The following is a 13,491-nucleotide window of genomic DNA, read 5'->3' on the forward strand; positions in this document are numbered from 1 at the left end:
TCATTGATTGAGATCAAAGTCTCAACTGTACTTACTAAAATTTTAGCATTCATTAGACACTTAGTCTTCATTCTACTATTTATTTACCGCAAATACAGCCATTTTAAGAAATTTTTATAAAAATGGCCATAAGAAAAATAAAAAAGCACCCTCCAAGGAGAATGCTTTAACGGCTTGAATAGTTATTAGCCTTCCGGTAAGACCTTATTTAAGGCCATGGCTACAATGGAAGCCACTGAAATTGGTGAACCGAAGAAATATTGAAGAACAGGCGGTAGGCTCAAGAGGAAATCGTTAGGCATGTATTGGATCAAGACCACCGTCCCTACCGATAAGGCAATCAGGAAGGTTTCCTTTTCCTTGATTTCCACGTTTTGCAAACTTTGCAGACCGGCTAGGAATATCGTTCCACAGATGACCAGGAAGACGCCACCAATAACGGCACCAGGAATGACTGAAATCAAGGCTGATAATTTTCCAGACAGGCCAAAGAGGATAAAGAGTCCGCCGGCATAGTAGAAAACAGGGAGACTGGCGACCCGGGTGAGGGAAATAATCCCAGCATTGGATGAAAATCCTGTTACCGGGCTGGTCCCCAAGAAACTGGTCAAGAGACAGCCAAGAGCTTCCCCCACTACCCCTTTATTAATCCGTTCCTTGCTTAATGCGCTTTCTGAAGCATTAGCTAGGGCAATCCAGGCCCCAGTCGACTCGGACAAGAGCAGTAAATAGATCACCAGCATGGTCAGAACCGATGGGAGGTCAAATTGGAAGGAAAAATCCTTAAACATAACCATGGGTAAACTAAACCATGGCGCGTCCGCCACCGGACTCAGATCTAAGACTCCCATAAACTGGGCCAGGACACAGCCAATCAAAAAAGTAATCAAAATCGAGCCGATCCGGCAGATCTTACCAGCAAAACCGGTCAGGCGGTTTCCTAAGAGCGTGGCGGTTACCATGCTAATGATGGCTACCAGACCCAGGATTAAGTTTTGCCCGACACTGGCTTGGGGCGCGGTGTAAATGTTGTTCACCGCTGCTGGCATCAAAGACAGGCCGATACAGAGTAAGAGGACAGCCCCGACAATTTGTGGGATGAAGTAATTAACAAACTTATCCATCAAACCGGAAAAACCCAGTAAGAGTAATCCCAAGGCTCCCACTAAGGCTGCCGACATAGCGACGCCCCAACCAGCAATACCGCCGCCATTGGCCAAGGCAATCCCACTAATGGCCGCAATAGGAATAAAGGAAGCCCCTTGCGCTACAGGCAGGTGCATGAGCTTGCTTTGGATAATCATGGCCAAGCCACAGGCGATAAAGGTTGATTGAATCACGGCTGACATTTGACCGGTGCTCAGGCCGACAATCCCAGCGATAATCATGGGACCAATATAGACATTCATGGACAGGCCATGCTGTAAACCCAGGGTCAGCGCTTCAGAGGCAGGAATCTTGTCATCAATACCGGCTTCTAAGTGCGAGTTACGAGGCGTGCTTGTCATAGGTAGAGTTTCCTTTCTTAAATACGAACATTATTAAATCATACATTCCTATTATACGGAATTCTTGTCAGTTATCAAGTGATTTCGCGAATTATTTTCCATGATTCTAACAATTCGTTCGCTTTCTTCTCCAGTTAAGGGCCGGAAGCGGCCAGTTTTCAGGTCAGGGTCCAAGTGGAGCGGGCCTAAAGACAGACGTTTTAAGTGAACGACCTTGAGTCCATTGGCAAGAAACATCTTCTTGACCTGGTGGCGCATCCCCTGGTCAATGGTCAAGTAAGCCTGGCGAGGACCAATAATTTCTAATTTGGCCGGCCGGCAAGTCGTCCCATCCGCAAAGGTCACCCCAGCCTGGAATTTTTCCACCAGGTCAGCTCCCAAGTCGCCATTGACAGTTACTTGATAGGTCTTGGGCATGTGGAAACGGGCATGTTCGAGAAAGTAATGGAGTTGGCCATTATCGGTTAACAAGAGCAAACCTTCCACGTCCCGGTCCAAACGGCCTACAATTGAAGTTCCCTGGTAGCATTCAGGTAAGTGGTCGTATGGCGTGGGCCAATGGGCGTCTTTTTTGGCGGAGACTTGCCCTGCTGCCTTGTTATAGACCAGGTAGTGGTGACCCAAACCGACTCCAATCCGTTTGCTTCGGTAATAAATGACCATCAAGTCGGGATCAAGGGCCTGGTTAATATCGACTAGGGGCTGGCCCTTGTAGAAGACCTCTCCGGCATGGATGAGACGTTTGGCCTTGGTGGCTGATAAGTGACATTCTGCTTGAATAAGATCCAGTAAACGCATAAAAACTCCTTTAAAAAAACGTCCCTTCCTACTCGCAAAAAGTAAGAAGCGGGACGTTGGCTTAATTTGATACAAAATAAAAAAGACCTATTTTCTCACTCGGTCAAAGACACTGCCGATGATAGGCACCAAAACAGCTGCCGCGATGATTTCAAAAATAAAGTTAAGCCCTAAGGCGCCTACAAAGGTTCCTAAAACAGCGGTTTCGGGAATATTCAAGGCCTTGGCATAGGCTTCCGAACTAAAGAGAGCGGTCATGATAATAACCAGGGAAGTATTGGTAAGGGTCCCCAAAGCCCCCACGATCACCCGGCTAATTTCGGGACGGAGCCATTTGCCTAAGAACTGGGCTGCCCAGCCTGACAGAAAACCGACACAGACCCGGGGAAGCACCGACACCAAGGGATTTAAAAAGATCGGTGACAGGATGGTGGGTTGGATCATGTTATGGAAGAGGGACAAAACGCCCCAAACTAAGCCTAACATGGCGCCTGAAGCCGGTCCCAAAACCATGCCCCCAGCAATGACGGTGATATGGATGATGGTTACATTGGCTGGCCCCAGGGGAATGTAGCCGATCCAAGGGACAAAGGTCTGCATAATTAAAATCGCAATAAATAAACTACTGATGGTTTTATTTTGTAGGGCGGTATTTTTTCTTCTAGCCATCGCTAGCTCCTTTCCGTAAGTGAGCGGTCAACTGAACGAAGCGCTGGGTCAGTTGGGCCGTTAACCCCCAAAGATTTTCTTGATCGATATTATAAAAAGGAATTTCCTCCACATAGTTCTTGAAGCGGTAGTTTTTCCCTCCTGGAATACGATCATAAGGGAAGTGATGGCCACGGTCAAGTTTAGATTCCATCCGGTAAATTTCAGGCTGGTCCAAGTCCAGGTCAGCTAAGGGCACGGTAAAGACATGCTTGACCTCATCTTGGTTAATGGCTAAGTCATCTAAGTGGTCGATAGCTAAATAAGCCACATAGGCCGCAATCACCCGCTTGGTCTGAACAATATAGTCCATCTCGCCCAGGACTTGGATCTTATCCCGTCCCAGTCCCAGCTCCTCCTGAGTTTCCCGGACCGCCGCTTGAGCAAAGCTTTCGCCTGTTTCTACCCGACCACCGGGAAAAGCAGCATCGCCGGCTTGGGAGATGCCTGGTGCGCGGTGTTCATAGAGCAAGGCTGGCTCTTGGCCTTTAAGGGATACGATAGGAATTAAGACCGCATAAAAGCGCTCCACCCCTAAAGGTTGGCCCTCATAGTCCCTGAAAAAGGCTTGGTAGTCTTTTAACATGGCTCTTCCTCCTAGCGCCTATTTTACCCCTCACTGAATCGATTCGCTAGCTAGTCTTTGATAATAAATTGGTCGACCACATGGCTGATCCCCTCTTCATCGTTAGTGTGGGTCACAAAGTCAGCCACCGCCTTAACACTGGCCACCGCATTGCCCATGGCAACCCCTAAGCCAGCCCATTCAATCATAGTCAGGTCATTTTCTTGGTCCCCAAAGGCCATGGTTTGCTCTTGGTCCACGCCAATTTCTTGACTCAAATGAGCTAGCCCGGCCCCCTTATTGGCATCAACCGGGTTAAATTCTAAGAAATAAGGCGCAGACTTCACAATATTCCAACGCTTAAACCAATCTTCTGGCAGGTCTTGGCGGACCGTTTCTAAGTAGGCCGGATCTCCGGTCACCATCAGTTTATTGACCTTAGTTTCGTTTTCAACAAAGTTTTCAATCTTTATGGGCATCCCGGTTAACTGGGCTTCATGAGCCATGTATTGATGGTTGGGTTCCTTGAGGCCGAGGACATTGTGGTCGTCGTAAGTATTGATATCCACATCATAGTCGGCTAAAAAGTCACAAATTTCCCCAACTTCAGCAGGGGGAAGAACAGCTTCAAAGATCACCTGGTTATCTGACCAAGTGTCCACAATCCGACCGCCATTGAAGCTCGATAAATAGCGGACCAAGTCCTTACCGACCAGGTCTTGGATCAGCTCCACCCCAGGCAGGGGCCGACCGGAAGAAATCACAATTTCAATGCCAGACTCCTTCATGGTCTTTAGGGCCTGGTGGGTGGCCTCACTCAAGCTGGAGTCACTCTTTAACAGGGTGCCATCAACGTCAAAAGCAGCTAATCGATACATTGCTTTAAATTCCTTTCATTTTCTAATGGGTTAAGAAGTCATGGGCTTGGCTATTGACCTGAACCTCCATATCACCTTCGTAGGAAATAATGACAGGGTCTTGGCCCAAGCACAAGCGGCCATCAGTCACCGTATAGGTGTCATCGTTCAACAAGTTGGTATAGTCGCCTGAAGGCAGAGAGAGCTCCACCTCACAAGGCGTTTGGTCATCAGTCTTCAATTTAAAAAGGCCAAACAAGTGTTGTTTGTAATAATGGTAGCCACAAATAATGATATTAGGCTTGACGCCTCGGTAGAAGAAATAGCCACTCTTGCAGGCTTCGCGCTTCTTAATCAGAGAGAGGCGTTGGATCATCTCAGTCATATCTTCTTGGGGAGTCCAGTCCATACTTTCCGCCTTATCCCAGGGGATGGAATCCTCTAGGCCGTATTCTTGCCCCATAATCAAGTGGGCCATCCCCTTCTTAAAGAGCGAAAAGGCGGTCCAATTCCGCAAATCCGCCTTGGTCTTGACATGGGAAGCAACCCGAGAGTGGTTAGCAAACTCCAGGGCCCGGTTTTTCACGGCGGTAAAGGGCAGCTGGATCTCGCTTAAATTCAGGACATAGATCAGATTATCCAAATCTAAAATCCCGTGGTAAAAGCGTAGGTAAAATTCCGCTAAATTGCCCTCGTCCAGAACGTCAAAGTTACTATAAAGCTCTCCTTCGGTTGAATAGTGGACATTATTCATCCGTAAACGAAACATGGTATTGTCAGTCAGGAGGTTGCCCATCCAGTAGAAATAAGGATGGACGTCCTCCACTTCAGCCCGGGCGCTATTCCAAAACTCGGTGCGGATCAATTGGGCATCACGAATAGAAAAACCATCCACATAGAGGGCCCACTCCTTCAGGGTGGCAATCAATTCATCCCATAGTTTGGGGTTAGAAAAGTCGAGGTCAACCCCCTTTTCATAACCCGGAAAGCGGGTATAAACCTGGCCTTCCTTATTGCGTAAGAAGTAGGTGGGACGTTCCTGAATGACCTCTGAATCCTTGGCCAATTGGGTCATAGGAAATTCAATCACCAGCTGGATTCCCGCCTGGTGGACAGCATGGACCAAGTCCTTGAAATCCTCCATGGTCCCATAGGCCGGGTCCACATCCTTAAAATTCTTGACAAAATTCGGATTGCCAACCTCCCCTTCAGGATGTTGGTCGGTCACGGGAAAAATCGACGCCAAAATTAAAATATCTACGCCCAAGGCCTTGAGGCGGGCTAAGTCAGGGATGACTGCTTGAAAAGTCCCCGCTTCAGTATAATTTCGGATAAAAATTTTATAAGCTAATTTATGCCTTAAGGTCAAATTGGTTACCTTAGCCATCGGTCCATGTCACGCTCCTTTTTTGAAAGTGCCTACACCTTTCCTCAGTCGCTTTTATCATATCACATCAGGGCATAAAAAAGCGCTTAATTTCTCTCTACCACTAGGCTAAGGCCTGGCTGACCAAGATTTTACCAGACTGGGTCACAACTAAGCCCTCAATCCCTTTTAAGTCATCAATGGCAGCCACTGCTTCTTCTGAATTCAAAGCAAAGAGAGCCGTGGTCCAAATCTCACAGAAAACTGATTGGGGCGCGATAATGGTTAAAGACGCCAGGTCGGTTTCAATAGGGTAACCGGTCTTTGAATCCAGGATATGGTGGTAGGACTGGCCTTCTTGCTTGAAAGAGCGTTCATAGATTCCTGAAGTGACCACGGACTGGTTTTTGACTGGGACCGTGGCCATAATTTCACCCCGGATGGCGTCTGGACGTTGGATACCGATCCGCCAAAAGCCGTCGTCGCGGTTGGGAGCATCTCCCATGACGAGGACATTGCCGCCCAGATTAATCAATCCATAGTCCGCTCCAGCCTGGCGCCAGTCGGCCACAATCTGGTCAGCAAAATAGCCCTTGGCAATGGCACCCAGGTCAATCTCCATGCCTTCCTTTTCTAAATAAACTTTATGGGTAGTCGGATCGAGCTGGACCTTATGGGGGTCAATCAAATCCAGACGTTCGTCGATTTCTTCTTGACTGGGCACTCGGGCGTCGGAAAAGCCGATATGCCAGAGCTTGACCAAGGGACCAATGGCTAAGTTAAAGCGGCCCTCGGTAGAGACCGAGACTTTCTTAGCCAGTTGGATCAGGTCAAAGAGATCCTTATCCACGGCAACAGCCGCCTTCCCCGCTGCCTGGTTGACCTGCATCAACATGGAATCATCGCGGTTAGCGGAAAAGCGGTACTCATAATCACGTAACTTGGCCTCGCTCTTTTCCAAGAGGGCCTCTGCCTCCGGGTGGCCAACTTTCATTTCAATTACAGTTCCCATTAATTCAACTAATTTTACGGCTTCCATGGCCTTCCCCTTTCTGATTCATTAAATTTCACCCGACACGGTCGGATTTTGCTTGACCCCGGCTAATTCATCGATTTGCCAGTGGAGAACAATCCAGGTGGCCAAGAAGACCGCCATAATATCCACTCCCGCCCGGCTCACTACATCGACCAAAGCAATCTCATAACGTAAGGCAAAGAAGGCGTGATAAGCCAAAACGGCCGGCGCAAAAAATCCCCAGGTAAACTGGTAGTTTTTGCCTTTCTTATCTTGGCGTCTGAGATAACGTTGCAAGACGCAAAAGACGCCACCCATGGTAAGTCCCAACATGGCTGCCCAGCCTAGAGAAATGGTGAGGTTGTCATCGCCTAAGCTATAAATATCCAAACCTCGGTAGGCAAAGAAACGAAAAATTACCATGGACAAGGTATAGACCAAGAGGGCCCGGTTATAGATAAAGGGCTTGCGTTGGTAATGTTGGCGTTTGGTCGCCAATAATTTCTCAATCAGAGCCCCTTGAACCATGAAGACCAGGACCGCCTTGAGCGAATTTAAGAAATAATCAACCGGCAGGCGGTGGGGCAAGGGTTCACAGAGGTAAAGAATAAAGACGACCAACTCACAAGCCAGGTAGACCCAGGTTTTATAACGTTTAGTCCCTGGCAGACGGAGGTCGATCAGTTCATAACCCGCCGTCATCAGGGTAAAGACCAGCCAACCCACTAGAAAAGCCAGGATCGGATAATTTCCCGATTCCAATAAGGGCGAAGGCGGGAGGATCCCTTGAAAGGAGGGGTTGGGTAAAAACAGGTCAAAGACCAGCTGTAAAGCAGACATCACTATACCAATTAAGGCTATTCTAAGCCATCGCTTCATCGGCCTCACTTCTTTCTAATAGACCCGCATGGCTAGCAGGTGCTCACGTAACACAACGGCATTATTTTCACTTTCATTTTTGGAACTATAGATTAAGCTAATCTTATGGTCAACCGCCTTGCGACATAAACGCTGGCAGGCCTCATGGGCAGCTCGGTTTTGGTTGAGTTCTTGCTTATAGGCTGACTTAAAGCGGTCAAAGTGGTCAGGATTTTGGTGGAAGGTCTTACGCAAGTCATCACTCGGCGCCAGATCTTTCTCCCATTCATCCACATGAGCATCTTCCTTCTTAATCCCACGCGGCCACAAGCGATCCACTAAAATCCGCTCACCATCGTTAGGATCATAATCGGCATAAGCCCGCTTAATTGCAATCTCCATCAAACACACGCTCATTTCTAAACTTATCAATATTATAAATATAGTATAACAAAAGCAGCTAAACAAAATAAAAACTTAGCTACCCAATCAGGCAGCTAAGTTTCTTTACGAGATTCTCTTATTCAGCTTTTTCCATCTTACTTAAGGCTTCTTCAAGATGGTGTTTGGTCTTTTCCTTGCCCATGACTTCAATGGTTAAGCCGATGGACGGACCGTGTTCCTTACCGGAAGTCGCGACACGCAGTGGCATATAGAGGTTTTTACCTTTGATGCCGGTGTCTTTTTGAACTTGTTTAATGGCCGCCATGATGTGTTCTTCATCGAAAGGTTCGATAGCGTCCAACTTATTGTTAAAGTCATTGACCACTTCATAGGCAGTGTCTGCTGACAAGATTTCCTTGCCGCGTTCATCCACTTCTAAGGAATCGTGGAAGAACATGTCGGACAAGTCAACAATTTGTTTGGCGTAGGACATTTCATCCTTATATAAGGAGACTAATTTCTTGGTCCAAGCCAATTCCTCTTCACTAGGGTTTTCGGATACCCGGCCAGCCGCTTGCAGGTGAGGAATGGCAAGGCGGGCAACGGTTTCTTCGTCAGCAGCCTTCATGTAGCGGTTGTTGATCCATTCCAATTTCTTATTATCAAAGGCAGCCGGTGACTTGCTTAAGCGGTTAGGGTCAAAGATTTCAATGAATTCTTCCTTGGAGAAGATTTCTTCTTCCCCTTTTGGTGACCAACCCAGTAGAGCGATAAAGTTAAAGATCGCTTCGGGGAGGTAACCAAGATCACGGTATTGTTCAATAAATTGAATAATGGAACCGTCACGCTTGGATAATTTCTTCCCGGTTTCAGCACTGGTAATCAAGGACATGTGACCAAAGACAGGCGCTTCCCAGCCTAAAGCTTGGTAGATCATGATTTGTTTAGGGGTGTTAGACAAGTGGTCATCCCCACGTAAAACATGGGTAATTTCCATCAAGTGGTCGTCAACCACCACAGCGAAATTATAGGTTGGGGACTTATCTTTCTTCCAGATAATAAAGTCGCCACCAATATCTTCAGAGTGGATGCTGACCTCTCCTTTAACCATGTCGTCAAAGGTGTAAGTTTCCCCTTCTGGGATCCGGAAACGGACGGTTTCAGGGCGTCCTTCGTCTCGAGCAGCTTGGATGTCTTCATCCGAACGATCGCGCCAGGTGCCTTCATAGTGTGGCATGATCCCCGCTGCTTTTTGAGCTTGGCGGGCAGCTTCTAATTCTTCTTCGGTATCAAAGGCATAGTAAGCGTCCCCTTGTTCGATCAATTGGTCAATGTATTTTTGGTAGATATCGTAACGTTCGGATTGGCGGTAAGGGCCGTATTGACCTGGATTTTCTGGACTTTCATCCCAATCCAAACCTAACCATTTCAAGTTGTCAATTTGGCTCTTTTCACCATCCGCCACATTCCGTTTTTTATCGGTGTCTTCAATACGGATAATGAAGTCGCCACCTTCGTGACGGGCGAATAAGTAGTTAAACAAAGCGGTACGCGCATTGCCAATGTGTAAGTAGCCTGTTGGACTTGGCGCATAGCGCACTCTGATCTTATCGGACATAAATTTAGCCATCTCCTCTTGTCTGTAAAGATTTCAATCGTTTCTATTCTACCATAAGTTGACCCCGCATTAAAATGAATGGGCCAAAATGCAAGTAAAAATTGTCTTTCAGGATCGTTCAAGCTACCTAAAGTGATTCATCAAGCCATCAAAGCGTCACTTTAGTCCTTTAAGGTCACTTGGGCGACCTTATCCCCTGCTTTAACAGCTTTGGGTTCTTCCACTTCTAGAGATTCCACTTGGTCTGCTTGGGTGAGGACCACCACACAGGTAGTATCTGTGCCGGCTTGGCGAACAGCGTCTAAGTCCATTTGGGTCAAGACTTGGCCGGCTTTAACTTGGTCTCCAGCAGATACTTGAGAGGTAAAAGGTTTGCCATCCAAGTCAACGGTATTAAAACCTAGGTGGAGGAGGATCTCCAGGCCTTCATCACTTTCAATGCCAATGGCATGTTGAGTAGGGAAAACGGTCGTGACCGTCCCATTGACTGGGGCATAAACGGTGCCCTCATCGGGTTCAATCGCAAACCCGTCGCCCATCATCTTTTGACTAAATACGGGGTCAGAGACTGATTCTAAGGCCACCAACTGCCCATTAGCAATCGCTTCAAGTTCTACTGAGGTATTTTTTGCTTTTTTCTTTAAGAATCCAAACATTTTTTCTGCTCCTTTTTATGGCTAGTCAACCAGCATTTCATTTTAGGGATAGTTTACCATGAACCTTAAAGGAATATCAGAATTTTCAATGAAATTTCAGAGCTTGGAGCTCAGAACTTAATCTAGGTCTTGGACAAAGGTCAAGTGCTTGTCATCCGACTCCTCAGCCAAGTAGCGGTAGCCCGCCTCAGAAAAAGCTTGGATCTGACTCAGATCAGTGACTTGGTGGTTAACCAGGTAATTCAAGAGAGCACCTCTTCCCTTCTTGGCAATCGTGGAATGCTGTTTGAATTTGCCGTCTTTGATCTGGTAAAAATCCACATCGATCCAGTCATAGCGGTCGGAATCCAGCAAGCTAGCAAATTCCTGGCTGGCTAGGCTAAGAATCCTTTCACCCGACGCAAAGGCTTGGTCAAAAGTCCCCTGCCAGAATTTTCTGAGGGATTGCCCCTCCACTTTCAGCGGCATGGACAGGTCCAGACGGTAGGGCTTAATGGGTTGGGTGGCAGGGATGGGCCCATAGAGCGCGGACAAAATCCGCACTTGCTGGTCTAGATAGGCTTGGATCGCTGGGTCTTGTAAATCCAAGTCCAGCTGCCGGTAGGCCAAGCCATGGTAGAGGCTAATGGCCGGGTAAGCCTTATCTTGGTCAAAATCTTCTATATAAGCTAAGTTAGTCTCTAGCAACTTGTCCTTCACCTTTAAAGTTTTTGCCACTTCTTCTGGGCTCAGGGACTTCAAGGTCTGGACTAGCGCTTGACTTTGAGGGCTAAGTTGCCAGTCTTTCTCAAGGGCTTGGTCGAGGGACATCTCCTTGGCCGGGGAAAAAATAATCTTCATAAATAGTCTCCTTTATACTGGGTCTCTTGGCTTTATTTTACCATAGGGGTAATCTTGCTCTTTAGTGTGACTGTCGCACTCTAACCAAACCTGCTCCAGTCACAGGACGAACGTCCGCTTCAAAAACTGGTAACGCTCAGCTTTACTGAGCTTATCCCAGTTTTCTCCAGCGATTTCGTCCTTTGGTGTGACTGTCGCACTCTAACCAAACCTGCTCCAAGCGCAGAGCAAGCGTCCTCTTCAGAAAATGGCGACAAATTCTCTGCAAGAATTTTTACGCCTTTTTCTTCCAGAGGTCTTGCTCTTTGGTGCACTTGTCGCACTCTAACCAAACCTGCTCCAGTCACAGGACGAACGTCCGCTTCAAAAACTGGTAACGCTCAGCTTTACTGAGCTTATCCCAGTTTTCTCCAGCGATTTCGTCCTTTGGTGTGACTGTCGCACTCTAACCAAACCTGCTCCAAGCGCAGAGCAAGCGTCCTCTTCAGAAAATGGCGACAAATTCTCTGCAAGAATTTTTACGCCTTTTTCTTCCAGAGGTCTTGCTCTTTGGTGCACTTGTCGCACTCTGACCAAACCTGCTCCGGGTGCAGATCGATCTCCACTTCACTAAAGTGCAAGAAATTCTTTTCAAGAATTTTTGCTCTTTAGCTCCAGTGCTATCGATCTTTAGCGCACCCGTCGCACTCTAACTTTTATAGTTTATAAAAATAACTTTTATTGGACAAAGAAGTCGAATTATATTATGGTTTTTTTATCAGTTTTTAGGGGAGTAGAGGAAAATGGAAAAAGAATTTGGTCCAGTTTTACGCTTTTTGAGAGGAATTGTTCGCCTATTTATACCCACATACCGGCTCGACCAAGAATCGATACCCGACTTGAGCCAGCCGACCGTCTTTGTCTCCCACCATGAAAACCTCAGAGGCCCGCTTAAAATTATTATCTGGACCACCATTTTTATGCGGATCTGGGTCCTGGCCAAGTTGACCGATCCTAAGGCCTGCTACCAACATTTTGTGGACTATACCTTTACCCAACGTTTCCATATTCCAAAACCCATCGCCAAGCTCTTGGCTTTTCCAGCGGCCTGGATCGTGGCCTTCTTCCTCAAGCAAGCTCGGGTCATTCCCGTCTATCGGGGGAGTCGCCAACTTAAGAAGACCTTCACTACTAGCCTCCAAGCCCTAGAAGAGCGCGTCCCCGTCACCATCTTCCCTGATGTGGACTATCAAAGTAAGGACCAACCTGTGGGGAAAATCTATGAAGGCTTCCTCCACTTGGAGAAACTCTACTACCGCAAATACCACCATCATATCCAATTTGTCCCCCTTTACGCCAATCGAAAGACCCATAAAATCTATTGCGGACAGGCAGTCACCTTCCAAGGTCCAAAAGAAGATTTCCGCCAAGAACGTGACCAGGTCGCCCAAAAACTCCAAGACCAACTCAACCAACTCCTCGATAAAGACTAAAACAATCTGAAAAAGTTAACCCTGACCGCCACTTTCCTAGTTAAAGTGGCAGTCAGGGCTTTTTTATTCTCTGTTATTTTTTACATCGATAAGTCCACAAGTTGAATTTCCAGCTTTTTCTGACTATTACCCTTATAATAAAAATATCAGGTGGTCAAAATCTGGCCACCAAGAATAAAACATGAGGAGGAAGAACTATGTCAATGCGTGATCAATTAATTGGTACCTGGCGTTTACTTTCATACGAAACCGAAAAAGACGGCGAAAAGGTTTATCCTTTCGGCAAGGACGCTAAGGGCTTCATTATGTACAACCCTGATGGCTACATGTCCGCTCAATTATCCAAAGTCGGCCGGACTCCATACGAATCAGGCGATATCCACACGGGGACTACCGAAGAAATGGCAGAAGCCGCCCACGGCTATATGGCCTATTCCGGTCGTTTTGAAGTCGACGAAGAAAAAGGGGAAGTTACCCACCACATGGACGTCTCCATGAACCCGACTTGGGAAGGCCAAGCTCAACCTCGTGTTGGCCAAATTGACGGCAAGATCCTATCGATCTATAACGGACTCCACCCAGAAGACCAACTCAAATGGGAACGAGTAGAACCTCATAAATAAGACTGATGCGAGCTGACGACAAAAAGTGAAACGCTGGAAGAAATATGCGGTAAGCCTTGAAAAGGATTGCCAAATATTTCTGAAGCGGAGTTCACTTTTGTCAGCGAGCAGGTTTGAGAAGGATGTGAGGAAGGATCAGTGAGGGAGATTCCTTGGAAGAAAAGATGATAAGATCAGAAATAAGGATGTGAGAACGCCATCAAAGACTTGAATCACTGGAGGA

Annotated in this window: 14 protein-coding genes; 2 read left to right on the top strand and 12 right to left on the bottom strand. The window is 47.1% G+C overall.

What is annotated here, in order from left to right; genetic code table 11:
• Positions 1-185 precede the first annotated feature (185 nt).
• From DBT49_RS08405 to yaaA, 12 genes are all read right to left on the bottom strand, one after another.
• A complete protein-coding gene (locus DBT49_RS08405) occupies positions 186-1,508 on the bottom strand; it encodes a uracil-xanthine permease family protein (RefSeq protein WP_070558251.1) in 1,323 nt (440 codons plus the stop codon).
• Positions 1,509-1,559: 51 nt separating this feature from the next.
• On the bottom strand, positions 1,560-2,306 hold the full coding sequence (locus tag DBT49_RS08410) for a pseudouridine synthase (RefSeq protein WP_070558249.1): 747 nt from the start codon (positions 2,304-2,306) through the stop codon (positions 1,560-1,562).
• Positions 2,307-2,393: 87 nt separating this feature from the next.
• Positions 2,394-2,975 (bottom strand): ECF transporter S component, encoded by a 582-nt coding sequence (locus DBT49_RS08415; protein WP_070558247.1) that lies wholly within the window; start codon positions 2,973-2,975, stop codon positions 2,394-2,396.
• Positions 2,968-3,600, bottom strand: a complete 633-nt coding sequence (locus DBT49_RS08420; protein ID WP_070558245.1) for an NUDIX hydrolase — start codon at positions 3,598-3,600, stop codon at positions 2,968-2,970. Before DBT49_RS08420 ends, DBT49_RS08415 begins: the two co-directional genes overlap by 8 nt.
• A gap of 50 nt (positions 3,601-3,650) precedes the next feature.
• Complete coding sequence (locus tag DBT49_RS08425; protein ID WP_070558243.1) at positions 3,651-4,457, bottom strand: Cof-type HAD-IIB family hydrolase; 807 nt, start codon at positions 4,455-4,457, stop codon at positions 3,651-3,653.
• Positions 4,458-4,479: 22 nt separating this feature from the next.
• Complete coding sequence (locus DBT49_RS08430) at positions 4,480-5,823, bottom strand: alpha-amylase family glycosyl hydrolase (RefSeq protein ID WP_070558242.1); 1,344 nt, start codon at positions 5,821-5,823, stop codon at positions 4,480-4,482.
• Positions 5,824-5,926: 103 nt separating this feature from the next.
• Entirely contained in the window at positions 5,927-6,841 is a 915-nt protein-coding gene (locus DBT49_RS08435) for an FAD:protein FMN transferase (RefSeq protein ID WP_070558240.1), read from the bottom strand.
• A gap of 21 nt (positions 6,842-6,862) precedes the next feature.
• Positions 6,863-7,696, bottom strand: a complete 834-nt coding sequence (locus DBT49_RS08440; RefSeq protein ID WP_083300389.1) for a hypothetical protein — start codon at positions 7,694-7,696, stop codon at positions 6,863-6,865.
• 15 nt (positions 7,697-7,711) lie between these two features.
• A complete protein-coding gene (locus DBT49_RS08445; protein ID WP_070558236.1) occupies positions 7,712-8,077 on the bottom strand; it encodes a DUF488 domain-containing protein in 366 nt (121 codons plus the stop codon).
• A gap of 118 nt (positions 8,078-8,195) precedes the next feature.
• Positions 8,196-9,677: a glutamate--tRNA ligase gene (gltX, locus tag DBT49_RS08450; protein ID WP_070558234.1), complete on the bottom strand. Its 1,482-nt coding sequence runs from the start codon at positions 9,675-9,677 to the stop codon at positions 8,196-8,198.
• A 161-nt stretch (positions 9,678-9,838) separates the two neighbouring features.
• Complete coding sequence (locus tag DBT49_RS08455) at positions 9,839-10,333, bottom strand: PTS sugar transporter subunit IIA (RefSeq protein ID WP_070558232.1); 495 nt, start codon at positions 10,331-10,333, stop codon at positions 9,839-9,841.
• Between the two features lie 117 nt (positions 10,334-10,450).
• Positions 10,451-11,173, bottom strand: a complete 723-nt coding sequence (gene yaaA, locus DBT49_RS08460; protein ID WP_070558230.1) for a peroxide stress protein YaaA — start codon at positions 11,171-11,173, stop codon at positions 10,451-10,453.
• Between the two features lie 782 nt (positions 11,174-11,955).
• Between yaaA and DBT49_RS08465 the strand changes: the two genes are divergently transcribed.
• Together DBT49_RS08465 and DBT49_RS08470 are read left to right on the top strand one after the other, a co-directional pair.
• Entirely contained in the window at positions 11,956-12,645 is a 690-nt protein-coding gene (locus DBT49_RS08465; protein WP_070558228.1) for a lysophospholipid acyltransferase family protein, read from the top strand.
• Positions 12,646-12,842: 197 nt separating this feature from the next.
• The gene (locus tag DBT49_RS08470) at positions 12,843-13,268 is read left to right on the top strand and encodes a lipocalin-like domain-containing protein (protein WP_064293587.1); all 426 of its coding nucleotides are present in this window, start codon (positions 12,843-12,845) and stop codon (positions 13,266-13,268) included.
• The last annotated feature ends 223 nt before the right edge of the window (positions 13,269-13,491 follow it).

It is taken from the genome of Aerococcus mictus, from assembly GCF_003286595.3.
GTDB lineage: Bacteria > Bacillota > Bacilli > Lactobacillales > Aerococcaceae > Aerococcus > Aerococcus mictus.